This is a genomic window from Tardiphaga sp. GW821-FHT12E02 (assembly GCF_058807155.1).
Window position 1 is genome coordinate 228976 of sequence record NZ_JBXAQK010000001.1, and the last position, 25287, is coordinate 254262.

General features: G+C 57.2%; 25 protein-coding genes. 12 read left to right on the forward strand and 13 right to left on the reverse strand.

From position 1 onward, the window contains the following. Positions 1–11: 11 nt before the first annotated feature. The 10 genes from flgK to AC1RQ5_RS01110 all read right to left on the reverse strand — a co-directional run bounded on the left by flgK (position 12) and on the right by AC1RQ5_RS01110 (position 8998). Positions 12–1781, reverse strand: a complete 1770-nt coding sequence (flgK, locus tag AC1RQ5_RS01065) for a flagellar hook-associated protein FlgK (protein ID WP_493196757.1) — start codon at positions 1779–1781, stop codon at positions 12–14. A 24-nt stretch (positions 1782–1805) separates the two neighbouring features. After that, positions 1806–2264 carry a flagellar protein FlgN gene (locus AC1RQ5_RS01070; RefSeq protein ID WP_493196758.1) on the reverse strand — a complete coding sequence of 153 codons (459 nt, stop codon included), beginning with the start codon at positions 2262–2264 and terminating at the stop codon, positions 1806–1808. 41 nt (positions 2265–2305) lie between these two features. Further along, positions 2306–2551 carry a hypothetical protein gene (locus tag AC1RQ5_RS01075; protein WP_493196759.1) on the reverse strand — a complete coding sequence of 82 codons (246 nt, stop codon included), beginning with the start codon at positions 2549–2551 and terminating at the stop codon, positions 2306–2308. Then, the gene (gene flgE / locus AC1RQ5_RS01080) at positions 2548–3816 is read right to left on the reverse strand and encodes a flagellar hook protein FlgE (protein WP_493196760.1); all 1269 of its coding nucleotides are present in this window, start codon (positions 3814–3816) and stop codon (positions 2548–2550) included. The genes AC1RQ5_RS01075 and flgE overlap by 4 nt, the downstream gene beginning before the upstream one ends. A gap of 20 nt (positions 3817–3836) precedes the next feature. Next, positions 3837–4499, reverse strand: a complete 663-nt coding sequence (locus AC1RQ5_RS01085; protein WP_493196761.1) for a flagellar hook assembly protein FlgD — start codon at positions 4497–4499, stop codon at positions 3837–3839. Positions 4500–4764: 265 nt separating this feature from the next. Next, positions 4765–5034 carry a hypothetical protein gene (locus AC1RQ5_RS01090; protein WP_398477196.1) on the reverse strand — a complete coding sequence of 90 codons (270 nt, stop codon included), beginning with the start codon at positions 5032–5034 and terminating at the stop codon, positions 4765–4767. 165 nt (positions 5035–5199) lie between these two features. Next, positions 5200–5595: a flagellar export chaperone FliS gene (locus AC1RQ5_RS01095; RefSeq protein ID WP_493196762.1), complete on the reverse strand. Its 396-nt coding sequence runs from the start codon at positions 5593–5595 to the stop codon at positions 5200–5202. Positions 5596–5598: 3 nt separating this feature from the next. Further along, the gene (gene fliD, locus AC1RQ5_RS01100; protein ID WP_493196763.1) at positions 5599–7284 is read right to left on the reverse strand and encodes a flagellar filament capping protein FliD; all 1686 of its coding nucleotides are present in this window, start codon (positions 7282–7284) and stop codon (positions 5599–5601) included. Positions 7285–7344: 60 nt separating this feature from the next. Then, on the reverse strand, positions 7345–8169 hold the full coding sequence (locus AC1RQ5_RS01105; RefSeq protein ID WP_398477192.1) for a flagellin: 825 nt from the start codon (positions 8167–8169) through the stop codon (positions 7345–7347). A gap of 139 nt (positions 8170–8308) precedes the next feature. After that, positions 8309–8998 carry an RNA polymerase sigma factor gene (locus tag AC1RQ5_RS01110; protein WP_493196764.1) on the reverse strand — a complete coding sequence of 230 codons (690 nt, stop codon included), beginning with the start codon at positions 8996–8998 and terminating at the stop codon, positions 8309–8311. A gap of 662 nt (positions 8999–9660) precedes the next feature. On the opposite strand from AC1RQ5_RS01110, the gene AC1RQ5_RS01115 reads away from it, so the two are divergent. From AC1RQ5_RS01115 to AC1RQ5_RS01165, 11 genes are all read left to right on the forward strand, one after another. Beyond that, a complete protein-coding gene (locus tag AC1RQ5_RS01115) occupies positions 9661–11124 on the forward strand; it encodes a hypothetical protein (RefSeq protein ID WP_493196765.1) in 1464 nt (487 codons plus the stop codon). 568 nt (positions 11125–11692) lie between these two features. Next, on the forward strand, positions 11693–12892 hold the full coding sequence (locus AC1RQ5_RS01120; RefSeq protein WP_493196766.1) for a tyrosine-type recombinase/integrase: 1200 nt from the start codon (positions 11693–11695) through the stop codon (positions 12890–12892). Continuing rightward, complete coding sequence (locus AC1RQ5_RS01125) at positions 12873–13724, forward strand: hypothetical protein (RefSeq protein WP_493196767.1); 852 nt, start codon at positions 12873–12875, stop codon at positions 13722–13724. The genes AC1RQ5_RS01120 and AC1RQ5_RS01125 overlap by 20 nt, the downstream gene beginning before the upstream one ends. A gap of 68 nt (positions 13725–13792) precedes the next feature. Further along, the gene (locus tag AC1RQ5_RS01130) at positions 13793–14002 is read left to right on the forward strand and encodes a helix-turn-helix transcriptional regulator (RefSeq protein WP_493196768.1); all 210 of its coding nucleotides are present in this window, start codon (positions 13793–13795) and stop codon (positions 14000–14002) included. Between the two features lies 1 nt (position 14003). Beyond that, entirely contained in the window at positions 14004–15107 is a 1104-nt protein-coding gene (locus AC1RQ5_RS01135) for a hypothetical protein (RefSeq protein ID WP_493196769.1), read from the forward strand. Beyond that, positions 15107–15727, forward strand: coding sequence for an asparagine synthase-related protein (locus AC1RQ5_RS01140; protein ID WP_493196770.1), 621 nt, complete (start codon positions 15107–15109; stop codon positions 15725–15727). Before AC1RQ5_RS01135 ends, AC1RQ5_RS01140 begins: the two co-directional genes overlap by 1 nt. Beyond that, entirely contained in the window at positions 15696–17165 is a 1470-nt protein-coding gene (locus AC1RQ5_RS01145; protein ID WP_493196771.1) for a DNA cytosine methyltransferase, read from the forward strand. Before AC1RQ5_RS01140 ends, AC1RQ5_RS01145 begins: the two co-directional genes overlap by 32 nt. Next, entirely contained in the window at positions 17162–17845 is a 684-nt protein-coding gene (locus AC1RQ5_RS01150; protein ID WP_493196772.1) for a methyltransferase domain-containing protein, read from the forward strand. The genes AC1RQ5_RS01145 and AC1RQ5_RS01150 overlap by 4 nt, the downstream gene beginning before the upstream one ends. A gap of 100 nt (positions 17846–17945) precedes the next feature. Then, on the forward strand, positions 17946–18452 hold the full coding sequence (locus tag AC1RQ5_RS01155; RefSeq protein WP_493196773.1) for a hypothetical protein: 507 nt from the start codon (positions 17946–17948) through the stop codon (positions 18450–18452). Positions 18453–18484: 32 nt separating this feature from the next. Continuing rightward, positions 18485–19615 carry a hypothetical protein gene (locus AC1RQ5_RS01160; RefSeq protein ID WP_493196774.1) on the forward strand — a complete coding sequence of 377 codons (1131 nt, stop codon included), beginning with the start codon at positions 18485–18487 and terminating at the stop codon, positions 19613–19615. Between the two features lie 50 nt (positions 19616–19665). Continuing rightward, the gene (locus AC1RQ5_RS01165) at positions 19666–20313 is read left to right on the forward strand and encodes a hypothetical protein (protein WP_493196775.1); all 648 of its coding nucleotides are present in this window, start codon (positions 19666–19668) and stop codon (positions 20311–20313) included. On the opposite strand, the gene AC1RQ5_RS01170 is transcribed toward AC1RQ5_RS01165, so the two are convergent. Then, positions 20289–21332 carry a DUF4917 family protein gene (locus AC1RQ5_RS01170; protein WP_493196776.1) on the reverse strand — a complete coding sequence of 348 codons (1044 nt, stop codon included), beginning with the start codon at positions 21330–21332 and terminating at the stop codon, positions 20289–20291. The genes AC1RQ5_RS01165 and AC1RQ5_RS01170 overlap by 25 nt on opposite strands. 104 nt (positions 21333–21436) lie before the next feature. Here AC1RQ5_RS01170 and AC1RQ5_RS01175 point away from each other — a divergent pair, with 104 nt between their 5' ends. Next, the gene (locus AC1RQ5_RS01175) at positions 21437–21934 is read left to right on the forward strand and encodes a DUF6998 domain-containing protein (RefSeq protein WP_493196777.1); all 498 of its coding nucleotides are present in this window, start codon (positions 21437–21439) and stop codon (positions 21932–21934) included. A 36-nt stretch (positions 21935–21970) separates the two neighbouring features. Here AC1RQ5_RS01175 and AC1RQ5_RS01180 read toward each other — a convergent pair whose 3' ends face one another. After that, on the reverse strand, positions 21971–23809 hold the full coding sequence (locus AC1RQ5_RS01180; RefSeq protein ID WP_493196778.1) for a metallophosphoesterase: 1839 nt from the start codon (positions 23807–23809) through the stop codon (positions 21971–21973). Between the two features lie 86 nt (positions 23810–23895). After that, positions 23896–25110 (reverse strand): hypothetical protein, encoded by a 1215-nt coding sequence (locus AC1RQ5_RS01185; RefSeq protein WP_493196779.1) that lies wholly within the window; start codon positions 25108–25110, stop codon positions 23896–23898. Positions 25111–25287: the final 177 nt, after the last annotated feature.

Below are 25287 nucleotides of genomic sequence, written 5' to 3' on the forward strand. Positions count from 1 at the left end.
CACGGACCTCATCAATTTGCGCTCTGGACTGCGCTGATCAGCGACGAGAACATCTCGTTGATCGCCTGGATCAGCTGCGAGGCGGCCGTGTATTGATTTTGCAGCGAACTGATCTTCGCGGTTTCTTCGTCGAGGTTGACGCCGGATTGCGATGCCATGGCGCTGACATAGGACGCATGCGCCGTCGATTTCGACGTATAGGCGCTGGCCGCGAGCGTCGCCTTGGACGCAACATTGCCGATGATGTCGGCTGCATAGTCGGCAAATGATCCCGTCGAAGAACCGAGCCCTCCCGTTGCGGAAAAGGTCCGTGACTCCGTCAGCGCCGCGTAGAGCGCGTTCACCACCGTCGTCCCGCCGGAGGTCAGCACCTTGCTGCCGGTGGCCGGACTCGCCGAACTGTCGAGAGTGGCAACCGGGAACAGGCCGGAATTGGCGAGAATGTCGCTGCGCACCGCGAAATTCGAGGCACCGCTGCCGGTGACGAGATCGTTCAGTCCGAAATAGTCGGACAGGCCGAGATTGCTGCTGCCGACCGCGCTGCTCATGCTGCCGATGGCCACGCCATTGCTGCTGGTCGTGCTCGTGATCACCAGCTTGCCGCTGGCGTTGATCGATGCGCTGAGGCCTGAAATGCCGTTGATGGCGTCGACGAGATCGCCGACCGTGGCAAGGCTCGACAGATCGAGATCCGCATAGGATACGAGATTGCCGGACTGATCGGCGGTCGCAATCCGCACCGTTCCGGTCGCATCCAGCGCCGCAGTGGCCGACACGGTCGTGGTGCCGGTGAGCGTCGTGGGTGGCGGCACCGACGTGCCCTGATTGCTCGCGGCGTTCAGCACGTCCGCCAGCGTATTGGCAAGCTGGTCGAGCTGCGATTGCGCCGCCGGCAACACGGTGTCCCGCATGCTGATCAGCGCCCCCAGATCACCCGACGTAATCTGCGCGGTGATATCGACACCATTGACGCTGACGCCGCTCAGACCCGACGTCGCACCAGCAACGTAGCTCGATGACGCCGTCACCGACGACGCGGCCGTAAAGCTGAGCAGATGCGCGGCGCTGTCCACCAGCGTCTGACCGGATGGCGTATAGACCTGCATGTCGCCCGTCGAGGAGATGAAGTAGCTGACATTCATCTTGTCGGCGACGGTCTGCAGCGCGACATTGCGCTGGTCTTCGAGGTCGCCGGTCGGCTGCCCAGCCGCCGCGGCCTGCTTGATCTGGACGTTCAGGCTCGCAATTGTCTTCAGGCTCGCATTGATCTCGTCCACATCGGACGCGATCGCGGCATCAGCAGAGCTTCGCAATTGCTGGATGCCCGACGAGGTCTCGCGCAATTGCGACGCCAGGTCGTCGAGCGAACTCACCACATTCGCCTGGAGCGATGCACTGCTGGTCGTGCCGGCCAGCGAAGAGATGGCTGTCTCCAGCGAGGCCAGCGTATTGGCGATCGATGTGCCGGTCTCTTCCGCCCCGGTCGTGCTGCCATAGAGCGCCTGCAGACGATCGAGATAGGTGGTATTGGCCTCGGCCGCGCCGAGCTCCGACGTCGCAGATATCAGCGACTTGAACAGCAGCTTGTCCACATTGCTGGTGATGCCGGTGATGGAAACGCCGGTACCTGCACCGCCGCTTGTGGTCGCCACCTGGGTTGCCGTCTTGACCGTATAGCCCGTGGTATCGGCGTTCGAAATATTCGACGACGACACGCTGATCTGAACCTGACTCGCCATCAGGCTGCTGACGGCGATATGGCGTGCAATCTCCAGCGACACGGCGGCGACCTCGTTCAGCTGCGATCAGATGCGCAGGTTGCGCGCATAGGACGTGGCTGGCGCGCTGAGCCGGCCATTGGCACCATAGGGCGAGTTGTCCGCGACCTGTTCGCGGATCGCCGCCATCACGGCATCGATGCGACGCTGGCTCGCCTCGATCGCAGCGCGCAACCGGGTCATGTTTTCATCCATCGCAACGCGTAGTGCCTCAAGCCTGCCGAGGATCCGGGTCTGCAATTTGCGGTCTGGCGTGTCGAGCAGCACATTCTTGCGATCCGCTTGCCTCACCCAGATCTCGAATGCTTCGGACAGTTCGAGCTTCTGCGACGTGTGGCGCGACTGCGAGGCCGGGATCCCCATCGCCAAAGCGATGTTCTCCTCGGTCACCACATCGATCAGTCGCTCGATCAGCTCGGCCAGATCCTCGATCTTACCGCCACCGTGGCCCATTTCGGGCTGCAGGGATGGACTCGGGGTCATCATGTGGTCACTCCGTGATCGATAATCGTTGTTCGCGCGCGGTGTCATGCGCCACTCCGTGCTGTGCGTGAATAAGCATTGACCGCCCGACTGCGCGCGCCAGCGATGTTGAGATTGCGGGCGATTTCGTCGCGACGCTGCTGCACCTTGGCCAGGGTGGCGCGCAGATCGCCTTGGAGGCCCAGGATCCAGCGCCGGTCACGACGCTTGCTCATGCGTGCCGTGATCAACAGGCGCTCAAGGTGATCGAGCAACGCATCGTCCTCACTGTGCTGCAACATCGCCGTCACCGCATGCTCGAAATCAGCGTATCGAACATCTTGTTCACGGCAGTGATGACCTGCGAAGCCGCGGAATAGGCCTGCTGCGCGGAGATCATGCTGCTGAACTGCTCGTTCGTATCTGTCGTGCTGGATTCCAGCTGGCTGCCATAGACCGTGCCGGCGCCATTCACGCCAGACTCCTGCAGCGCAGCCGTGCCGGACGCGGCGGTCACCGAATACAGGCCATTGCTGTGCGCCTCGAGCTCGTCAGGCGCCGCGAAGGTCGCAACGGGGATCTTGTAGATCGCGATCGTCTGGCCATTGGAATAGGTGGCGTTGACGATGCCATTGTCGCCAACCGAGATGTTGCTCAGCTTTCCGAACGACAACCCGTCGGACTCGATCCGCGTGATATTGACCGCGGGCGTCGACAATCCTGAGGCATATTGCGTCAATCCATCGGTCCCACCGACCGTGCCGAGATCGAGCGTGATCGAGCTATCAGCTGCGCCGGTAGTCCAGCCGCTGATGGCGAGCGTTGCCGGGCTCGGATTGGTGCTGGCAAGCGAGCCGTCGCTATTGAACGACACGGTCACCGTGCTGGTCGGCGTCGCCGCCGTGGTGACCGATGAGTCCGAGGAGAGTGTCGGCTGACCGAAACTCCCGCTCCAGGTATTGTCGGCTGTCTTGGTCCATGTGACCTGGAGGGAGCTCGACGTGCCCAGCGAGTCGTAGACGGACATCGCGGTCGTGAAGGTATCGCCGGTCACGGCGTCCGCAGGCAGGTTGGCCGAGAACGACGTCGTGGTCGTCGCGCTGCCGCTGGTCTGCGCGACGCTGGTATTGATCGCTTCGAGATTGCCGCTGCTCGCGCTGCCGATCACATTGCCCGAGGCATCGGTGCGCCAGCCGAGAAGATAGGAGCCATTATTGACGAGATAGCCATCGGAATCCGTCGTGAACGCACCGTTGCGCGTGTAATAGGTCGTTCCCCCCGTCAGCGACGACGTGACCGGAAAGAAGCCATTGCCCTGGATGGCGATGTTGGTCGATGTCGAGGTCGTCGACAGCAGGCCCTGCGTGGTGATGTTCGATTTCGACAGGGTGGTGACGCCACCCGACGAGTAGGACGAAGCGCCCGACGAGCTCGTCACCAAAGATTCAAACGAAGCCGACGTGGTCTTGTAACCAACCGTCGAGGAATTGGCGATGTTGTCGGAAATCATCGCAAGCGCTGAGCTTTGCGCGTTCAGCGCGGAAATAGCAGAAGACAATGCACCGGAAAGGCTCATGACGAAAACTCCAACTAATGTCAGGCTGAAACGCCGATGACGTTGTTCGTGCTGATTGAGGTGTTGCCGATATTGAGCATCGGCGTTCCGCTCGAATTATCGATCGAGGTCACCTTGCCGGTGACGGTCGTGTAGCCGTAGACGGACTGGCTGGTGCTATCGGTCGCGCTGACATTGAGTGTGTACTGACCGCCGTCGCTGAGCTGCGTGCCGTCGGTCGTCGTGCCATCCCAGGTAAAACTGTTGGTCCCGGACGTTGTCGTGCCGCTGCCGCTCCAGACCGTATTGCCGGACGAGTCCTTCACCGACAGCGTGACGTCACTCGCCGCGGAATCCAGCGAGTAGCCGAATGCGATCTGGCCGGACTGCAGCGTGCCGGTGTCGGCCTTGGCGGTCACCGTCTGGCCGATATAGTTCGACGAGTTCAGCGTGAGCAGGCTGTTGAGCGACGACACCAGCGTGCTCATATTGCTGTTGAGCGTCTGCTGCTGCTCGAAGTTCGCATAGGAGGTGAGCTGGTTGACGAAATCGGTGGAGTTCGTCGGATCGAGCGGGTTCTGATTCTGCAGTTCAGTCACGAGCAGGCTGAGAAACTGGGTCGAGGTCAGGCCCGAGGACGACGATGCCGAGCTCGTCGTCGTCGCGGTCGTCGTGGTGGCTGCAGTGGTGGCAGCGACAGTCATGGCGTGCTCCGGCGATTTCCGCGCGCAGAGCATCGCGGAATGGCTGTGGTGAGGTGCTCTTGAAGTCCGTTCCCAGATGAAACGGGCCGTCACAGCCATTCAGGCAAAGAATTTTTGCGCATGCGGATCTGCGCCGCGCGGACGCAGTCGAACGCAGATCACGTCATGATTTCAGTTGCTTACGGGAGAGAGCGCGAGTGGAGCCGCCGCCGGCCTGCGCGGCAAAAATTGCCGTTTGGCGACGCGCATGTGCATCGCTTCGTCGTCAGGATTTATCGGTCGGTTTTTTCGCCTGGCCTTTGCCAGCGGGATCGCTCGATGCGACCTTGCGCATGATCCGATCGACAAGCCCGTCAGGGGCACGGACGGGTTCGGGACGAAGGGCTTTGCGCAGCAGCCCGGCTTCGGTCAGGAGCGCGCGCGCCTGATCCGACTCGCGCAGCAGCGCCAGCGCCTCGACTCTACGATGTTCCGGCCAGCTCGACACGTCTTCGCCGTGTCGCCCCAACAGGTCCTCAAACTCCGGAATGTCCATTCTGGAAACTCGCCCGGCGCGCAACAATGCACTCGATGCCGTCCCTTCAGGATCGGCGTGGCAGCCTCGTAAGACACACCGCGGCAGGTGGCAATGCCGCCAGCTGCCATCAACTTAAAAATACATCCAATATTGGTAAAATTTCTACTTGCGCCTCGGTTTGCCTCAAGCCGGCCGCGCGGTGCTTTGCACCACTGCCAGCCAGGCATCGCGTAGCTCCGTCAGGCTGCCCACAATCCGGCGATAGCATTCCGGTGCATCGGGCCGACCAAACGAGCGCAGGCAGGCCATGATAAGGGCGTGATAGGTCGCGTGCAGATTTTCAGCGACCTCGCCACCCCGCTCGAAATTGAGATGATGGCTCAATCCGCGCAGGATCGCTGTGGCCTTGATCATCAGATCATGGCTTTCCTCGAATTTGCTCTGTTCCGCGGCCGCCACGGATTTCTGCAGGAAGGTGACTGCGCCGTCGATCAGCATCACCACGGCGCGCATCGGCGGCACCGCCACTGCCGTTTGCCGATAAGCCTGAGCTGCCTGAAAGTTCATTTGATGCTGCATGGTTTAATCACTCGACGCGTTGAGAAGGGCGGACAGGTAATCCAGAGTTGAGTTTGCCGTTGAGATCGCCGATTGGTATTTCGCATATTGCGTCACCAGCATCGCGCGATAGATCGCAGCGCGCTCATTGATGTCGTCGATCTGCTGCTGCATGCGATCGTCCTGCGATTGCAGGTTGGTGATCAGATCCTGCAGCGATCCAGAACTTTTGTTGGACGCCGCAGTTGCGATCGCATTGATCTGCGCGGCGATTCCGGTGGTCGATGTCACCGTGACCGACTTGGACGACGAGCCGCTATAGGTAAAGGCCATGCCCGAATAGATCGTGCCGGCGGCACCGATGATCGTCCGCCCCGACACCGTGAACATCAAACTGTCGCCATTCACCGAAGCCGACAACGCGCCGGACTCGTCGACGCTGATATCCATGACGAAAGACGCCGGCGGCGACGAACTCGTATTGACCACGGCAAGCGAGCTCGACGATGTCGAGGTCTTGGTCGCGAGCAGCGAGATGACCCCGTCGAGATTGTCGGCCAGCGTCGTTGCCAGCGTGCTGGTGTCCAGCACGAGATCGTTGGTACTGGAAAATGACAGGCCCAGATCGCTCATCGACATGCCGCCGATGATCGAATTCAGCACCTGCTCCATCTGCGTCATCACGTTGCGCATCGTTCCATCGCCGAACAGGACCGAGCTGGTATCTGCCGTTCCACTCGATGTCAGCGTCTGCTGGCTGGTGACGTAATCCCGCACAGCGTTATACGACGTCACGAATTGCTGCAGCACTGACTGGATCGAGCTGGTGTCGACCTCGATGCTGATATCGACCGTCGATCCGGTCGGCGTACTCTGAAGCAGGCTGAATGAGACCCCGCTCAGCACGTCGGTAATATTGTTGGTATCGCGGGTCAGGGAAATGCCATCCACGGAGAAGATGGCGGGCTGCGGCGCCTGGAGAACGTCGGTAAAGGCGCCCGTACTGTCGGTGACGCCGAGTGACGTCAACACGTCATCTCCCGAAACGACGCTGGTGGCGATACTGGCATTGTCCTTGGTTGCCGTCAGGATCATCTCGTACTGATTGCTCGAGATCTGGATGATCGAGGCCTGAACATTGGTCGTCGAGCTCTGTGCATTGATCGTATCGACCAGATCCTCCAGCGTCATGCCGCTGGTGATCGAGATATCCGCGCTGGTGCCACCTTCGAGACCGAGCGTAAACGTGCCGGTCACGCCAAGGTCGGCGGCTTTGCTCGCCACCGAGGTGCCGATCACCTTGTGAGCAGTCGCGATCTGCGTCACCGTCAGCGTATGATCGCCTGTCGCGGCGCCATTGCTGATCGCCATCGACACAGCGGAGCTGGCGCTGACGTCTCCGGTTGACGAGATGGTGGCAGCGCGTGCGCCATAGGCGCTGGATGACAGCGAGTTGACGATCGACTTGGCGAGCGACGTCGTGTCGGTCGCCACCGTCGCCAGCAGAGTCTGCAATTGTTGATAGGCAGCGATCTTCGCCTCGTTGGCGGTGATGCTGGTCTCGATTGTGGTTGCGGCCTGGGTCTTGGTGGCAACCATGGTTTCGATCAATGCGTCCCAATCCACGCTCGTCGTGGTCTTGGTACCCGATGTGGTCGTCGCCAGCGCTGCCGTGGCCGCCGCTGAAGTCGAACTCGTCACCGTCGCCATGCTGCCTCATCCAGCCAGAGAATGCGGGCCGGCGCTCACGCCGACCCGCGCGTCTGCGAATTAGCCGAGCAGCTTCAGCAGATATTGCGGCATCTGGTTTGCCGACGATTCTGCCGCAACCGCCGCCTGCACCTTGACCTGTGCCGACGATAGCTTCGCCTGTTCAGCGGCAATATCGACGTCGGTGATCGCCGAATTGGCGGCCTGGAGATTCTGCGACTGGGTCGAGATCGAACTTGCGCTGAAATTGAAGCGCGATTCCTGCGCACCGATGGTGGCGCGCGCTGCCGACACCGTGTCGATCGCGGTATCCAACGCATCGATGGCTGAGGTCGCGCCGGTCTGCGTGCTGATGTCCAGGGTCGAGACACCCAACGTTGACGACTGAAGGTCGCTGAGCGTGACCGTGATCGTATCTGCCGAGGTGGAGCCGACCAGAACCGCTGCGCCGGAGGCGAAGGCGCTGGTGCCATCGAGCAGGCTCTGGCCGCTATAGCGCGTCCCGGTCGCGATGCTGTCGATCTGGTCCGACAGCGCCGTGAATTCCGAGTTCAAATAGGCGCGGCTGCTGTCGGTGACCGTGCCCGACGACGACTGCGATGCCAGCGACTTCATGCGCGAAAGGATATCGCTGATGTTCGATGCACCACCGTCGGCGGTCTGCAGGATCGACGTTGCCTGCGAGGCGTTCGTCGCGGCCTGCTGCAGCGTGGTGATGTCCGACGAGATGCGCGTCGAGATCGCGAGACCGGCGGCGTCGTCGGATGCCTGCGTGATTTTGGAGCCGCTGGACAGCTTCGATAGCGAGCTCGACATCTGCGCCGAGTTGATATTCAGGTAGCGGACCGCGGAATTGGCGGCAGTGTTCGTGGAAATAACGGGCATTGAATTGCTCCTTGCATGAGGGACCGCTCAAGCGGTCCAACCGGGGGACGACCGGACGCAGGCCAGCCCCCGTCCACCCGCTAAACGGAATGAGACGTCGAATTCAGGCGCAGAATTTTCGGGGACCGGATTTTTATGGTTAGCAATCGCTTAACGCAGTGATGATGTCCGGCTTGTGCTGGCGCAGGATCTCACGCAATTGCTGGCGCCCGCGCTTGAGCAGTGACTCCACTGCCGAGACCGTGGTGTTCATCACTTCGGCGATGTCGCCGTTACTCATGTCCTCATGATAGGACAGGATGACCGCGACGCGCTGCTGCTCCGGCAGACGCTGGATCGCGGTCTCGAGCAGTGACGTCACCTCGTTGCGCTGCATGGCGCTGAACGCGTCCGGCTTGGCATCCGCCGGCTCCGGCACCGCATCGATATTGTCGGTACGCGGCCGACGATGCAGATCGATGCAGCGATTGGTGACGACGCGGTAGAGCCAGGTGGAAAACTTCGCGCGGCCCTGCTCCCACTGGCCGCGATGCGTCCAGATCTTGAGCATGGTGTCTTGCACGACATCCTCCGCATCGGCGCGGCTGCCGAGCAGGCGAAGCGCGACGCCGAAGGCGCGATCGATATGACGCTCCACGAGGCGACGGAATGCGACTTCATCATCGGCCGCCATGCGATCGAGCAAGGCTTCGTCGCTGTCATCCTCGTAATTGAGCGCATCCGACAGAGGGGCGATCGACATCGATGCGACCTCTAACGCTTCGGTCCGCGCGTCCAGCGCCAATGGCGCGACGTCGACGGTGTCTGCAAGCTGGATCGCGAACGCCATGCCCTTCTCCCACACATCCTATGCCGGCAGACCACGGGTCTCGCCGATCGATGTAGCTTGAACGGACGGCAGCGAAAGTTCGGGCGGCGATTTTCTTCTTTTTTTGCAAATAGTTAGCCGGAATTTTCTGCCTAGACCTAGGCAAAAAATGCCCCGCGTGCCGCTGGTTCTGCAATATCTCGCAAGAGATGGATGACGGATTGAAAACATAGATGATGAATTCTCTGGGCACGCGCAAATTGCGACGCAATGACGAAAAACGTGGAGCAACGCTACGCAGGCACGACGCGTGTAAAGCGTGATGAATGCACGACGTCAAAGCAACGCCGTGCGAGGAAACGGAGTGAGTGCACGTCGCGTTCTTCTGTACGAATCGATGCCTTGAAAAACTAACGAATTTCACCGCGCTGAAAAAGCGAAAGCGCCGCGTCAACGGCGCACATCACCTCTGCAACGCGTCTTTTTTGTTTCTCTGCGTAAACGGCTTGTCATGCGCGTTGATGCAGCAACAAACAGACATCAAATCCATCTCACAGAAATATTCAGACTTATTCTGAGTACTCCACTGCGAACTGCGCAGCGCGCTTGGCCCACTGCATGCACGATCCGCGACACCGCACCGCCTGAATGCACGATCCCGCTCGTATCACTATCGAGTTTTGATGCGGGAGCGGGCGATGGATGCAACACTGGATGAGTTTCTGCAGCAGAATGGTCCGTCGCTGCGTGTGGGCGAACGGCAGCGCCATTTTCTTCGCAAGCTCGTCGATCGCTGCAACGCTGTGATCTGCTGGGACGGCGTCAGTACCGTTCCCGACATTGCCGTGGCCGTGATGATCGTCAATGCTGCGCCCGCTGCACGCATCGAGATGTTGATCGGCGCACTCCACGAAAATTCCATTGTCATCGTCTTTGGCAGCGGCAATGCGGCTTTCGATACGCTCAAGTCTCGTCTGCATGCACACGGCTCGCTCGGCGCCGACGGCGTCGACGCACCGCATCAGATCTGGTGGGGAAGTCCGAAGCCGCCGACCGTACCGACAGGACTCTACCGAAAGCAGGACACGCTCTTTATCTCGGCCTATGACGATGACGTGAGCGCCGATCATGCGGCACTGTTAGGTCACGATCTTCAGCGGCTCGGACTCGATCACGCCGTGGTGCCGACGCCGCGATCAGGGCGGCGCCTCACCGCCGCATCGAAGGTGGATATCATCCTTCAGCACTGGTCAACATCATGCCGGCCGGTGTTCTGGATCGGCCCACATGCACGCGTCCTTGCACATCCATTGTTGCCGCAAGCGACAGACTGCGACTTCGCAGTCCGTTGCGGACGCGACGGCGCAATGACAACGGAGAGCGTGTTCTTTCATCAGACCGAGGAAGCAAGCGATCTGCTCGACATCTGGCATCGCCTGGTCAATGCCTATCCGGATCTGCCGGATCACATCCTGCTCGACCAGGCATGGACAATGACCTGCGCACAGCGACAGGTGACGACGACATGGCTGCCGGAGTCATATGGCCAGCCGAACGCGAGCGGACAGCGCGATCGCGCTGTGATCCTTGCCGGCACGCTGTCTGATCACAGGGAAGACGAGCTTTCCCTCCACGCAGCAACGCTCCACACCGGTCGGCGCTTCCATCGACCGCAAGCCCCCGAAGCCCATCTCATCATCAGGAACCCTGCCGGACGCAGCGGCCTCGTCACCGTCGTTGTCCGCGACACGCTTCAGGCCAGCGCGACCGATGTCCGTGGATCGATCGAGGCTGCCGCTACGGCTTTCGCTGCCGACAGTGGCGGCTTCTCGCAGATGGAAATCGTGTTGTGCGGCTGGAGTGAGGACATCGAGGCCGTTCTGCAGATCGAGGACCATTCATCGGTTCTGATGACCGATCCGGCCAGGCGCCTGCAGCCTGAGGCATTTCGCATGTTGGCGGAGAGTATTCGAGGCAGCAAACGAATATCCGCGAAAGGAACGCCGTCGATCGCAGCCGATATGGACACGACGCGCTCATCCTTCACGATCCATCGACCGCAGGACCGGCGCGGCATTCATAGCCATCAAAGTCGGACCGTGTTCCGGTATCGGGAGACAGTGGGTCCGTCGTCCGTTCTTAATTGAGAAGTGACCGCAGAGTCTGGCGCACCAGTCTGAAAACAAGCCGCCTTAGGTAGCGTCGGCTTGGTGCGGAAGCGGGCGAGCGTGAGCCAGCCGCTGACGCGGCAAACTGGGCTGTCCGGCCCGATTGGTGTTTTCGCAACGAAGCAGGACCTCGTCTTCGCTGCGATGGCCGTCGCAGCCTTGGAGGCCGCCGCGTCACCCGGCAGCGAATGGCCCGAGTGAGCGCTGAGTTACAGCCTCAGCGCGGACACATCCCACCGATCAAGTCAGGCGATGCGACTGGGCCCTCGGGCGCCATTCGAGCCGGGTTACGCTCATGCCGGATGGGAACGATTGGGGTTCACGAGCGACAAGCCTCAGCTTCATCCCCGGATAAGGCATTGAGAATGTGAGGGCTTCTCAGATCACAGCACAACTGGCGGAGAGGGGGTCCTTCCGATTAATCTCCAATCAAATCCAAGACCATCCAATCTACCCATAGATCTCAATAGCTTAGGTCTCTACCTCACTCGACCTCGTCCGACCAGATCCTGTTCCATCCCGATATTTTTGTGGTATGGATTGTGGGATGAAGAAGTATGGCGGACACCCCCATAAGGCTCTTTCAACCGTCAAGGTGAACAGCCTCAAGGACCCCGGAAGGTATGCCGATGGAAATGGATTATACCTCATAGTCGATCCTTCAGGGGCAAAACGATGGGTTCTCCGGACCATTGTTCACGGTCGTCGGCGTGACATCGGCCTTGGCGGTCTCCGGCTAGTTTCCCTGGCTGAAGCTCGCGACAAAGCGGCTGAGTACCGGAAGGTTGCCCGAGAGGGCGGCAATCCGCTGGAGCTCCGGCGGAAGACGGAAGCGATCATCCCGACCTTTGCCGACGCTGCCAAGCTGACCCTCGAACAGCACAAAGGGGCTTGGAAGAACGCCAAGCACGCCGATCAGTGGATCAACACCCTCACGACCTATATTTTCCCGATATTTGGCGAAACGCGGGTCGATCGGGTCGAAACAGCCGACGTTCTGAAGGCGCTGACGCCCATATGGCTGACCAAATCTGAGACGGCCCGTCGTGTTCGCCAGCGCATCGCCACAGTAATGGATTGGGCGAAGGCCGCTGGATATCGGACCGGAGATAACCCCGTCGATGGCGTCGCGAAGGGTCTGCCGCGCCAGAATGACAAGAAAGCCCACTTCGACGCAATCCCGTACGCGCAAGTGCCGAGTTTCGTGAGATCGCTGCAGGATGTCGCAACGAGTGAGTTTGCACGCCTCGCATTCGAGTTCTTGATCCTGACAGCTGCACGGACCAATGAGGTGATTGGTGCCCAATGGTCCGAATTCGACACCGATAATGCGGTCTGGACGATTCCGGCTGAGCGAATGAAGGCCGATCGGGAGCACCGAGTGCCGCTTTCTGATCGCGCCGTGACAATCGTCAAGGCGGCTGAGGCCATTAGAACGAGCGATGAGCTGGTCTTCCCCGGGCGTTCTGCCGACAAGCCGATGTCGAACATGGTCTTCCTGATGCTCTTGCGGCGGATGAAGGCGGACTTCACGGCTCACGGATTTCGATCAGCGTTTCGCGATTGGGCTTCAGAGACAACCAACTTCCCACGCGAAGTCTGCGAGATGGCTTTGGCTCATGCGATAAAGGATAAAACAGAAGCAGCTTATCGCAGAGGCGATCTGTTCGATAAACGACGCGAACTTATGAAAGCTTGGTGTGAGTTCGTCAGTAAGGAGATGCAAAGTGCCTCAAGACAGCTTTAGAAATCGAATTGAGAGAGAAGCGGAAAACTTTGATACGATCTACGAGGCGTTTGTCGCAGAGCACAAGGCTCGCCTGGAGCGGGGAACGGCGGAAAGTCCATGGCCCAGCGTTTTTGAAATGCCCTTAAGGCCCCGGGAAATGTTGCCAGATCTCGTGGCAGATCCTAGCCTTGACGCCAACGACGAGCTGTTAAGAGCATCATATGACGCCGTCGTCCGCACCGTGCGGGCGCTTAAATTGCACGAAAGACATACGGGAGCGATAACTTCAAGTGATCCGCGTCTTTTCGATCTCGAATTTCTCGGTCTCGATATCGAGGACCTTAGACCGCATTACACTTTAACAAAGAAGGAGCAAACTAGACGGGGGTTAGTTCCTATTACTCGGTCGCCCCCCGACTACAGCGACCCTTTCTTTTGGAGAACGCTCCTCGAAATTTTTTGCAGAGTTTTTATTTCATCTGCTCACGGTGCTCGACCTTGGTCGCAAAAGTTAAAAGCTCAACTAGCATTGGATATGATCGAAATTCAGCATCGTAAATTGGATGGAAAATGGAACGCCAATAAAGTTCGGAAGATCCTGAACAATGAGCCATATAGGTCCAAGTATCTTTCTGGAAATAACTCTCCCGAGCGCGGAGTAATCGGAGAAGATCGCATCAGAGAATTGACCAACCTCATCGGCCCGATGGATGATAAAGCACCCGTCAGACTTTATAAGCTCTTTCAGGATGAATGCAGGGCTATACTGCATGAGGAAACGCGACCAGAAAATGTGGAGAGGATACAAGAGCTCCTTGAGATGGGTAGACTAGCTCGCCGGCCGGATTAAATCGTCCGTTTCATCCGCCAGATATCCGTCTAGAGCCGACTCGATTAGTTCAACTGATCGAGGCAGAAATGAACCAATTTCCAAAGCTTTTACGACTAACGTCTATTGTCAGCCCGAAAGGCCCGATACCGGTTTCACGCTCTACGTGGTGGGCCGGCGTCAAGTCGGGCCGCTTTCCTAAACCAGTATCCCTCGGCCCCAAGGTCACGTGCTGGCGGGAGAGCGATATCGCGGCCCTCATCGAGGACGGCATCACCCAAAAGCCAAAGGTCGGGTGAGATGGCGCTCCCAATCGATATTGTCGATCGCCATCTTTCCCCGGCCATTTCTTGTCTGAGCTCGACCTATGAGATCGTTGCCAACGACCCGGTAGAAGCTGCTGAGCAGATTGCGGCTCATCACGGTAAATCCACGGCTGCTTACATAGATTTTGCTTATGCGTTCGCGGTCTGCTGGAAGCGGTTCTCGGATAAAGAGCAGCAGATCATCCTTCTTAAGCGTCTGGCAGAGCTCGGGGTCATCTCGCGGCGGGATGCGATGGTGCTCGCCCGCCCGAACGGAATGGTCTCAATGATCAAAAAGATCGGAGAGAACGCTCACTGGCTCCGTCGTTCCGAGATTTTGCCATTGTTGGTGCCAGAGCCGTCGAAGCTTTATCAGATTGTCCTCCTTCGAGAGGTCCTCAACGACGACTTCGATCTGATGATCAGCAAGCTGCGGACCTTGGAGCCGGGTTACACTCGCGACGAGATCATTGATCTTAGGCCTCTCGCGAGCGCATTTTGTCCGACGGAGCACAGTAGTCGCAGGGTCGATGCTCCCGGCAGCGATGTGCTAGGCAAGTCCTATGATAATCAAGGGTCTGCCCCGATTACAACGCCCGGCCGAGCTATGTCCGCCGCCGCGAACGGTGGCACTGTCACCAGTTCCGGGGAAGCAGATAGCCGAACTTTCGATCTCGTTGCAGTTAAATGCGATAGTCGCGATCTTCGCCGGTTGAGAACCGATTTTGCCGACGCGAACGAACTCGACCGCCTCCTACCGCGTCCCCCGCTGGCTGCTCTGTCCGCGGTCGTCGTTTTCGCCAGGGTCACCGACATCTCCGTTATCGAGAATCGGCTACTTCCTCACCTTGGATACAGCCGCATCGATCACGTTTTCGCTGTTGGCAGTCCCACTTTGCCCGACCTAGCTCACCAACAGATTGCGCTGGTTTCTATTCGCGGCTTATCCTGCACTTTGCCTCGCGATGCTCTGTCCAGCAAATATTCGCCGTTGGAGCTGGCGACCCGCCTCTTCCCGAAGACGAAAAGCAAAGCACATATGTTTTGCGAACCGGCTTCGGATTGGACATCGTTCGGTTGGGTGGCGGAGGAAGCGTGATGCAATTCATGCAGAAACTCGCCTCTATCGTCGAACGCTTGAGCTCGGCCAGAAACATCGCGCTGCTGTTGTCTGGCGGCATTGACAGCTATTCGGTCGGCGTGGCCGCCGAGATGACGGGAAAGAAGGTCGTCGCTTACACCTACGAACTTGAGGGTTTGCCGTCGATCGATCGTCCTAAGGCAGAACGCCTTGCTCGCTTGCGGGGATGGACGCTGAAGGTCGTCATCGTTCCGACGGGCGACCTTAGCAACGATTTTCTCCGTTTGGTAGCTGATCACGGTTGTCGGAAAAAGGTTCATGCGGAAGTCACCTTCCCGATAATGTACGTGCTTCCTGCCATTGACCAGGACGTCATCTTCACCGGCTGGAATGCCGACGATCACTACGCAAACACTGCTGCCAATCAACGGGAGATTGCTGCGGCCAAGCGCCAAGGCGCATCCAAAGATGAACTGGCAGCTCTCTTCGATGAAATCCGTCAGCGGCAATACCAAAAATTCGACGCGGTAGACTCCGACGACGCTTTCTGGATCGCGTCGCGCATCGCCTCAGCTCACAAAAAACAACTCCTGGATCCGTACGCCCATGTCGAAATCCGTTCGTACTTTGCGCTTTGATCCCGCCAAACTGGCTGATTCGAGCAAGCCGCTGGTCCGCGCCGCGCTCCGCAGTGCCGGATACCCGGTCGGCGACGACGATATTGCTGTCGGCGTTAAACTCCAAAAGGGCGGCAAAGTGTCTGACCTATTTGAGGACACTCTCCTCGACGACGATCGAATCAATCGCTTCGATCCGCCATACAATGCCATTTCGCCGCTTTGCCAGCGGTGGGGCAAAGAACGCGACCTTGCGTGCGAAGAGGTAACATTGTTTCCCCCGCAGCGACGGGCTGTCGTGAAGACCATCGAAAGGCGCGCCCACGGCTTCAAAACAATGGAAGGCATCCACCGTTCGGCGCAGCGGAAGCTCTTCACGGTTATATCGACGTTTGCCGGCGGCGGCGGCTCGTCCACCGGCTACCGAGCCGCAGGGGGAGAAGTATTGCTCGCCAACGAGTTCATCCCGGAGGCAGCCCGCACCTATAAGCGGAACTTTCCCGACACTGTCGTCGATACGCGCGACATTCGTTATCTTGTGAACAATAACGACGCGATCACTACCCTGCTTGTTGGCCTGGGTTTGCAGGTTGGTGAGTGCGACATCCTTGATGGATCACCTCCATGCTCGGAGTTCAGCAGCGCCGGAAAGGGCCCTACCGATCCTACGGTCATGAAAGCTTATTCCGACGCTAAACAGCGCGACATTTCCGGCCTGCCACTCGATTTTGTCAGATTGGCACTGATCGTTCAGCCTCGTACCATCGTCATGGAGAACGTTCCTGAACTGGCCACGCGTGGAAAAGACATCCTCGAAGGCATCGCTCGTGCTTTGGGCGAGCAGTATTTTGTCGCCTGGCGCGTTTTGAATGCGAAGGATTACGGCGTCCCTCAGGCTCGTCGACGGCTGTTCGTCATAGCTGTCCGCAAGGATGTAGGTGCTAAAGTCGGCATTCTCCGCGACCGCGACGTCGAGCGGATCTTCCCCAACCCGACGTATATGCACGAGACGATCCGCTCTGCCCTCGAAGACCTTGTCCAATCGAACGATGAGCTGCGCCCGTGGTTCACCTCTGTTCGTGCGAGCAGTCTGGAGGCAGTCATCCAACGACTGCCGCGCAACCCAACGAAACACACTCGCCCCAGCAACGTCGATCCCACCGAGACCAAGAACTTCACACTTACCCGATGCTCCTGGGACCTGCCCGCGCCAACGCTGACGGTCACGGGACAGCAGCCGAGCGGGCTGGCCGGCTGCGTTCACCCTGAACAGGACCGGAAGTTCTCGATCCCAGAGATGAAGCGGCTATTTGGGCTGCCCGATGACTTCTACTTGTCGGGCTCGGTTGCTCAAGGTGCTGAACGTATCTGCCGCATGGTCCCGCCCCCATTGACCCACGCGATCGCGGAAAGCATCTATGAGAAGTTCCTTATTCCGTATCGCGAGGCTAGAGGATGACTGGCAATCGCGATTTCTCGTTCCAAGAGCATGGCGCCGATTTTGACAAACACATCGCATCATCAATCCCTGGATACTACGCACTGCGCTCGTTGGTAGCCGATATCGCTCCACGTTTCGCTACGTCAGGGTCAACAGTTTACGATATTGGCTGCTCCACCGGCACTCAACTGCGGTCGGTTTACGACAGAGTCTACCACCGCCGACGCGACGTTCGCTTTGTTGGCATTGATGTCGAGGCCGAGTTTCGTAGCCAATGGGCAACCCTTGCCGCGCCTAACCTGATGTTTTCCACCATCGACGCTCGCCGACACAAGCTGAGGCAGGCATCGCTAGTCTTAAGTATCTTCACCGCACAGTTCCTGCCCGGTAGAGATAAAATTCCGCTTTTGCGGCAGATTCACGCGGCTCTCATTGAGGGAGGGTGTCTACTCATCGCAGAGAAGGTGCTTGCCCAATCCGGTCGCATGCAAGATGCTCTCAGCTTCCCGTACTATGACTTCAAACAGTCCAACGGCTTTTCCGCTGATGAGATTTTGGTCAAAGAGCGACAGCTCAGAGGCCAGATGACGCTCTGGACCGAACTTGAGGCGGAAGCTGCCCTTCGGCAATCCGGCTTCAAGGATATCCAACGCATTTGGGGCCATTTCCCTTTTTTCTGTTGGCTAGCGTTGAAGTGATCCGGCCTTTTACCGGAGTAAAAAGCCCGATTAGTCCGTGAGACGCGCTGCTAGAGAACTAAGGCTGGCATCAAGCCAGGCTAGGATAGAGGCAGACCCGATGAACACGATCGATGTGACTAAATTCAGCAACGCTCAGCTCGATACCTACATTGGGAACTGCCAAAGGTACGGTAAGCAGGAACTGGCTCGCGCAGCCGCCATCGAGCGCATCCAGCGGGGGCGGTACAAGGAGCACCTGCTCGCTTTGATCGAGTGGGCTCCGAGCCGCGTCGAGGAATTGCTCGCGCCGTTTGCCGAACTCGCGGCCAAGGTTAAGAACAGCAAACGGAAGGCGTACGTCGAGGCTGGTGGCCGACGGCGCAAGAGCCGTCAGGATCCGGACGCTCTTTGGATTGACCAGTACTGCGGCGTCAAGGCTGGTGGTGTAAACGCCACAATCGCGTGTCAGATCAAAGAGCCTGGCGACACGCCCCTACTGACGCTCATTGAGAGGACGTGTGAAGGCCCCCGAGAGTTGACCTACGAACCTCACGATGTGGGGGTCGCCGTGGATGATTGGCTCAGCGTCATCAAAAGAGCTACCGGGGATCGCCTCGATCGCTGATCTCACATTGGTCTCTTGAATATAAATACTCGATGATCAGCAAACATATTCTGCAACGCAAAGAAGCCTCAAGCGAGCGACTTGAGGCTCTCCGCTCCCTCATGAAGCCAGACCTTGGCAGCCACAAGAAGACACGGCTCGTCCAAGCCGGCTGTCATGGGTCCGGCTCAATTCTCCACGACAAGGTCTCCAAGGAGCATGCAGAGCTCCTGACCAATGACTTCCGCGAAATCTTTGGTCGGAGCGAGGACCAGTCGAACCTCCGGTTCGTAACAATCCTGCACTCCGTCGTTCCAGTCGATACCGGCAGAGCAGTCGCATCTGCCACGGAGATGGAGCGAGAGATCGAGCGAGTACTGGCTCCAACTGGTGCTCGCTTCCTCGGCGCCGTTGAGGTCGAGGTCGTCAGCCTGGATCTGATGAGACGGATAAGGGCATCAAAGGGAGATCAAGCCAGGAAGTTGACTGTGCTTGAAGGATTGATTGATCCCGCTGATGGATATCTTGATACTGGTATTCTTGTTCATATCCATGGAATTCTGGATCTCTGTAACTCGATACTACAGGAAGATGAGATCCGAGATCGACTGCAGGCCTCTCCGTTCTGGTCGAAAGCTCCCTATCAGGTCGAGCTCAAAGCGTTCTTCCGTACGAACGAAATCACGAAGAACCTGGCAAATATCGCTGCCTATATCACCAAGGGTGGCAACGAGACGCTCCGTTACAATCCCGGCTTCGGACGAGATCTAGCTGATCAGCTGGAAGCGAGTGTGTGGCGGGCAGGCCTTGGTCGGAGAGAATATGGGGCCGAAACCATCACGGACGAGCGAGCTCTCTCGTTCCGCGAGATTTCTACCCTTGATGAGATCTGGCGAGCCCTCATGAATCGATCGGCAGATGATCGGGGGTATCTGGTTTCAATCGGAATCAGCACCGTAGTATCGAGTTACGACACTACGATCAGACCAGAAAGCTACAAGCAGAAATCAAACAAGAACAATCAAGCTCCAGATGGATCAAATTCATTCAAAGTACAGCTCATTGATGTATCTTACGGATCGCCAGATCCCCTAGATGCTAGGTTTCTGCCAGATACTGAACCGATATCTCGCTGGATATCCAACCAGATCCATCCAAATCCCGTTGGATTCAACAGCTCGTAGTCAGAGCATGTCGTAGGCTTTCACTGGATAATTCAAGGTTCGAGATCACAATGATTGATCTAACTCGCTTTAAGAACATCGATCTAGTTAATCGATGGAAGACGGTTTCCAGCTCAATAAGACTTGATGACATCGAAAAGCGAGATAAATTCTATCATGGTTCCTATCGATACATCTTATCACATGTAGCGACATGCCAGTTTGACAAGACTGAAGGTGACTGCGAGCGCTTCTGGCAAGGGCTCATACTTGTCTACTCTTGGATGGCATGTGGGTTGCTTCACGACTTTGATAGGCCTTACGAGCGTTACCTGGAGGCCTGCGACACCTTCAAAGCAATAAAAGACGGCAATAACATTCCGACCTCTGAGCTCAAACCGCTTATGCCCATATGCCAAAATAGCGTGGTAGGTCTTTCAAAGCTGCTGCACTTTGTGGCACCGGCCGAATTTGCGATTTGGGATCGACGGGTCGCCAGCGCCGTACTTATCAAGGAACACGACGTCGAGAAGCTCACAACCTACTGCGTCTATCTGAATTGGATCAGGTCCACGCCGATCGATGAGAATACGCACAGTGAGGTTTGCAGCCTGCTGAAACTGGATCAATCCACGCCATCGCTGCGACCAAAGGAATTCATCTTATTCACGAGTGGACGAATGTCGGGCACCGCTCACCCCCAGACCTTAGCCGATTGAGCATCGTAGTAGATCACGTCAAGCGCCGTACGACGTCCCTTTCCTGGCCCACGAATCTCAACGAACTTCTCCGCCTTTGCAATGATCTTCTGATTTCCCGGTGTATCAGGCTTCCCGAACAGGCTAACCAGCAGCCACCCACAATTCCCTTTTGGAATGCAGCGAAGGATGTGATCGTCGTTGTCATCCAGCGAGTGCCCATAGACGACGATCGCATTACCTGATGACGCACAACACGACTCGAAGCTGCGGTGCGACTTGTGCAGATATGCTGCGTGCAAGATACGGTCCCACTTACTCACGCTTGTACCTTCTGAGACGAAGAGCGGATACTTCTCTTCATCGAGCGCGGCTCGAATCTGATCAATAATGGGCTTGTCTGTTTTCGACCAAGTGTACTTTGTAACCTCCGATCCTGCGTCGAATAGATGAAGAGCTCCGTGGAGATAGCTCACTGTCGCCGAGTTACCCTGCTGCCACGATACCCAGGGAGCATCGAAATTGTCTTCTGGATGGCGAAATCCGTCATCCGGCATCAGATCGAGCTCATCTACTTCGGTCTGCATCAACGCCCAATAGAGTAGAACGTCATAGTTGAGTGTGAACTTATGTCCAAAATTCGAGAGGAACTTGCGACACGCAGCATATTGATCTGCGGTGATCTCGAACGGCCGATCCGGATGGCGCTTAGCGATTACGGCAACCAGTACATCCTTGATCGCTGTAGCATCCGCCAGCAATTCAGTTACTAGTTTCTTGTCTTGAGGTCGATACAGCGCCGCAACGGCAGCTGCATTCAACAGGTGTCTAATGACGGCTTCGAAATCCTTCGTCTTTAAGGCTGCAAAGACGCTTTTGGCGTGAGGCACTTTGCTGAAGTCAGCGTTCTCAAAGAGAGAGCCATAGGTGAAAATGTCAGGCTTCAACGCAATGCTGAAGCCGTTCCCTAGCAGAAGATGCTTGTGTTTGGCTGCGCGGACAGCCTTCAATGCCTCGTCAAAACTCAGAACGGCAACCATTTCTTCCCCCGGATCGATTTTTGGCCGGGAGGCTACTTCTCTTCTGCAATTTTGGGTAGTGCTTTAACGCGCCACTCCTTGGTTTGATTCGAGCCCTACCAGACATGATCTCCAAAGAACAACGTATCGAGGCGATGAAGGGCGTACTTGCCTCACTGTTCGCTTCCCAGCGGACACTCAAGTCCCTCGCCCCCCAGTTCAAGTGGGCCGGTCTCGGCAACCTCCTCGGCGACTACGGCGAGTTCATTGCTATTGAGGCCTATGGACTTGAACCTGCTCCACGCGGAGCGAATGGATACGACGCAAAGACACCGGACGGAAAGACCGTGCAGGTCAAGGCGAACTTCGCGGCGTCTCAGATTGGGTTTCGCGGCGAGGCAGATCTGCTGCTTTGCCTCAAGATCGACTTGAATGGCGACTGGTCGGAGATCTACTACGGCGATTTCAAGCTCGTGAAGCAGGCATCCCGTCATTCAGCGCGTGACAACAAGAGCATGATTGCCATCACCGCGCTGACCAGGATCAAGGACGCCAACTACAGAATCCCCGAAGGACTACCTATCACAGTGCCAGACGCCTCAGCTGACGATGAGCCGATCTAGTTGACTACAGTCAATCTGCGAAAACGCAGAGCGAAATCATGGAAAGGAGGGCAACGGCACCGTACTGCCCTTGACTGTCAGCTGCTCAATTATGTGCGGCTTTAAGCCACCATTCACCGACCAGCGCGGCTCGGAGGGATCGCCCTCCTTGTATTTCTTATTGTCTTCCCATTGATCCCTCTTCGGGACGTCTTTCAATCCAATTGCATGTATCTTGACCTCGTCACCACAAATACGCAAACGGACGAAGTTGTTGTAGCGGCCTATTCGCAAAGCACTGAACGCGTCGTTCCGGTTCATTTGCAGCCATCGACAGGTATAGAGCATATTCAATCCGAAGATCGTGCTGCCGCCCACAAGCCCGGCCACGCCTGAGGTCACAGCAAGCCCTCCTAGCCAGAGCCAGAAGTCCGGGTAATCCGCCGAAGCGGTGATGCCGTGAGAAATCGCCCATTGTGCAGCTTTGGCAGCCAGCCAGAATTGCGCGAACGCGTGAATTAGGCTTGTCACCCAGACAATTAGGGCCTTCTTGAGCTGAAGCTTGAGTTTTGACGGTCCTAACGGCCCCAACGACTTGGTGTTGTAGTTCCCCTTTCGCCAGACTCGGAAAATGTCACTAAGTGACACGCTCTCCTGCTTAGTTGTGTATCCGATGATTGCCCACGTCATCAGTAAAAACACAACCCAATAGGTGTCCATCTCGTTGCGCGCGCCGATAAGGATTCCGACGACCATGTAAACGACTGCCATTAGGATCGAAAAATCCCAGTTCGTCGCCGCAAAAAACCGATTCCTCCAAACGAGATCTCGGCTTGTCTCCATAGATGGATAGACTGCCGCCTCGCCATCCTGCTTGTTGTTCAATGTGGCGAGGGCGATGTCCTTTCGCCCCTTGCACCATCCCAGGCTGGCCGTATCGTCAAGTTGATGGGTCGGGTGCAAAAAAGCGCCTCCCCCGCCTGACGTAATTAGCTGAGTGCCGTCGGCAGCCTGGTAGCGGCTGTAGTGATGGGTGTCACCAGAGAGGAGGATGGGCACGGTGAAGCGCTTGTTGACCTTGCGCGCGATGCCCATCGCATATTCAACTATCTCCCAAGAATTCTTGTTCGTGTCTGTATAGAGCCAACCCGGCTCTGCCGTGCAGAGGATAATGCGCGAGTCGTCGCCCATCGCATCAGATATGATCTTGAAGTAGTCGGCCTGCGGTTGGTCCATGTTATCGGCGAGCTGGATGTCCATCGCCCAGAGCCACCAAGTGTCAGTTAGCTGAATAGCAAAGTAACTGCGCCGCTGCCGGGTACGCCAGCTGCCAAAGTGCATGGGCTTTTCGCGGCAAAAGAAGGCGAGAAACATCACTAGGCCGTCGTACCAGTCGTGATTGCCAGGAATTGCAAACAGCGGTGTACCTTCGTCCTTCAGCTTGTCATGGTCAGGGAACGCCCACGAATAAGGCTGCCACAACTGATTCCTATAGGTCTTCTCCTCGGCGACTGGATAAACCTCATCGCCGCCCATCACGAGAATCTGCCCCCGAGGCAACGGCTCTTTCAGGTCTTTGACCGCGAGTTGATCTCTTGCCAACAAGCTCGCAACTGCGAAGGTGCTATCAAATCCGTCGCCTAAGTCGGCGACAAAGTCGATCCACACCGCGCCGTCGTTGTCGGGTTCGAGCTCTTTGCGGATCGCCGTCGCCCGGTTGACTAATTCCTGTGCGGGAACAGAATCGAGAGCTGCCACAATCAGCCGCCGGTCGGCGAACTGGCCGAACATGCTCGATGTGACGACGTTGTTGAGCAGCTTGCGCAACAAGATGGGATTAAACCAACGCACCATCCTCGGGTACGTCGTGAAATCTTTGAGAAAAGGCTCGGCCATGGTGGACAATCCTTTGATGAATCGAGCGTAACCCACAACCTAGCACGCTGGCGCATTTGCCTAACACGAAGCAAGTTTTCGGCGATTCACCTTGACGAGACAACCAGAGGCTCGGTCGCCGTCACGACGGCGTCGAAGTCTTTCTTGAGCAAAACAAGTTGCTGCAGCGTAGCGTTGACCGACTGCAGACTAAAGTCGCCGCTCTTTAGCTTTTCATTCTCAGTTACTACTGCCTCAAAAACTTCCATCTTGAGAGGCACAGCCTGAAGCGTCCTACGCTTTGCAAGATACGCTGAATAGGCCGCATTTAACTCAAGGCCACCATTTTTATCGAAAATATAGCTGTACTTCTCGTAGCCCGGCACTTGGCCGTTTGGCTGGTCGCGTATGTAAACAAGCTTCTCGAGAGCGCACTCATTCCACTTGCGGAAAAACCCGGTCTCCGTCGCCGCGAAAGCAGGATAGTTTATTCTCAGTATTGCAACAGCTCTTTTGAGATCCTGGTGCATTTGCTCAGCGACATATTTCATCTGCCCGACATTGGCGGAAGTTACACCCTCTCGGATGAGCACTTGAAACGCTGCGATCGCAGTTGTTATTGCTGGTGCGGCGGGAGTGGGGTTGAACGAGTTTACTGCCGTCGCGATGCCGGACGCTGCGTCGACTGTTTCGATGTCACTCTTGTTTTGCGCGACTATTGCAGTTAGCGCTTTCAGGTATCCATCGACGAAGTTTCTGGCTCTATCGAACTTCTTGCTGATTTTAACGTCGGCGACGATTTTGGCTGGATCGCGATCTAAAAGTTTTGCGAGAAGGCGCGGGTCTCCGCAGCTGTATTTTCCTTTCGAGAGGAAACGCAAGCTTTCATCCTCTTCTTGCAATTCCGCGATAAGTGTACGTTCCCTGGCCTCCTGAGACGCGAATCCTGAAGTGAGCGTTTGCCCAGAGACGGGCACCATTTTTGCTAGATCAAACTGAGTTCCGCAGGCCCCGACGGGCAGAGACAGCAGTCCGACTACAAAGATATTCTTCATCACAGCCCCCAGCCGTTTTCCAACACAACTCTCGTCCTGGTTGTTTACGGTGTCCAATGGTTGCAAACGCAATCCACAGGAAAGCTCGAATTGTACGCGCCGCTCTTTTTCGGGCCGCTTAGCATCGACGAAGCAATGTCCGAGAAACTTAGGCTCTCCGCCCCTGCCTTCATCACGTTGGCGGAAGCGACTCTGCTTGCGCAGTGCACCCCGCGGTGGGTCCAAAACGTATTCGTCGATGGTTATGACGCTCGAACCGCGGACCATTTCATCGATTACCGAGTTCTAGATTTCCATCTCGCTTACAGGCTTCGTTTTGCGACCCTTGCCGGCTGTAGTCGTTCGTATGTCATACGGACCACGATAAATCCGGTGCCTCAGGCCGCCAATTGCTTCCTGCGCTTTTGGCAGTTTCTCAACCGAAGCGGGGACGTTCTAACGCGC

Coding starts and splice junctions, on each gene's coding strand:
- AC1RQ5_RS01070 (WP_493196758.1), bottom strand. CDS start 2,264: ATGATGACCCCGAGTCCATCCCTGCAGCCCGAAATGGGCCACGGTGGC.
- AC1RQ5_RS01095 (WP_493196762.1), bottom strand. CDS start 5,595: ATGCAGCATCAAATGAACTTTCAGGCAGCTCAGGCTTATCGGCAAACG.
- AC1RQ5_RS01175 (WP_493196777.1), top strand. CDS start 21,437: ATGATCTCCAAAGAACAACGTATCGAGGCGATGAAGGGCGTACTTGCC.
- AC1RQ5_RS01105 (WP_398477192.1), bottom strand. CDS start 8,169: ATGCCCGTTATTTCCACGAACACTGCCGCCAATTCCGCGGTCCGCTAC.
- AC1RQ5_RS01185 (WP_493196779.1), bottom strand. CDS start 25,110: ATGGTCCGCGGTTCGAGCGTCATAACCATCGACGAATACGTTTTGGAC.
- AC1RQ5_RS01160 (WP_493196774.1), top strand. CDS start 18,485: ATGATCAGCAAACATATTCTGCAACGCAAAGAAGCCTCAAGCGAGCGA.
- flgE (WP_493196760.1), bottom strand. CDS start 3,816: ATGAGCCTTTCCGGTGCATTGTCTTCTGCTATTTCCGCGCTGAACGCG.
- AC1RQ5_RS01145 (WP_493196771.1), top strand. CDS start 15,696: ATGTCGAAATCCGTTCGTACTTTGCGCTTTGATCCCGCCAAACTGGCT.
- AC1RQ5_RS01140 (WP_493196770.1), top strand. CDS start 15,107: ATGCAATTCATGCAGAAACTCGCCTCTATCGTCGAACGCTTGAGCTCG.
- AC1RQ5_RS01165 (WP_493196775.1), top strand. CDS start 19,666: ATGATTGATCTAACTCGCTTTAAGAACATCGATCTAGTTAATCGATGG.
- AC1RQ5_RS01110 (WP_493196764.1), bottom strand. CDS start 8,998: ATGGCGTTCGCGATCCAGCTTGCAGACACCGTCGACGTCGCGCCATTG.
- AC1RQ5_RS01155 (WP_493196773.1), top strand. CDS start 17,946: ATGAACACGATCGATGTGACTAAATTCAGCAACGCTCAGCTCGATACC.
- fliD (WP_493196763.1), bottom strand. CDS start 7,284: ATGGCGACGGTGACGAGTTCGACTTCAGCGGCGGCCACGGCAGCGCTG.
- AC1RQ5_RS01180 (WP_493196778.1), bottom strand. CDS start 23,809: ATGGCCGAGCCTTTTCTCAAAGATTTCACGACGTACCCGAGGATGGTG.
- AC1RQ5_RS01170 (WP_493196776.1), bottom strand. CDS start 21,332: ATGGTTGCCGTTCTGAGTTTTGACGAGGCATTGAAGGCTGTCCGCGCA.
- AC1RQ5_RS01130 (WP_493196768.1), top strand. CDS start 13,793: ATGAACCAATTTCCAAAGCTTTTACGACTAACGTCTATTGTCAGCCCG.
- AC1RQ5_RS01135 (WP_493196769.1), top strand. CDS start 14,004: ATGGCGCTCCCAATCGATATTGTCGATCGCCATCTTTCCCCGGCCATT.
- AC1RQ5_RS01090 (WP_398477196.1), bottom strand. CDS start 5,034: ATGGACATTCCGGAGTTTGAGGACCTGTTGGGGCGACACGGCGAAGAC.
- AC1RQ5_RS01085 (WP_493196761.1), bottom strand. CDS start 4,499: ATGACTGTCGCTGCCACCACTGCAGCCACCACGACGACCGCGACGACG.
- AC1RQ5_RS01150 (WP_493196772.1), top strand. CDS start 17,162: ATGACTGGCAATCGCGATTTCTCGTTCCAAGAGCATGGCGCCGATTTT.
- AC1RQ5_RS01115 (WP_493196765.1), top strand. CDS start 9,661: ATGCGGGAGCGGGCGATGGATGCAACACTGGATGAGTTTCTGCAGCAG.
- AC1RQ5_RS01120 (WP_493196766.1), top strand. CDS start 11,693: ATGAAGAAGTATGGCGGACACCCCCATAAGGCTCTTTCAACCGTCAAG.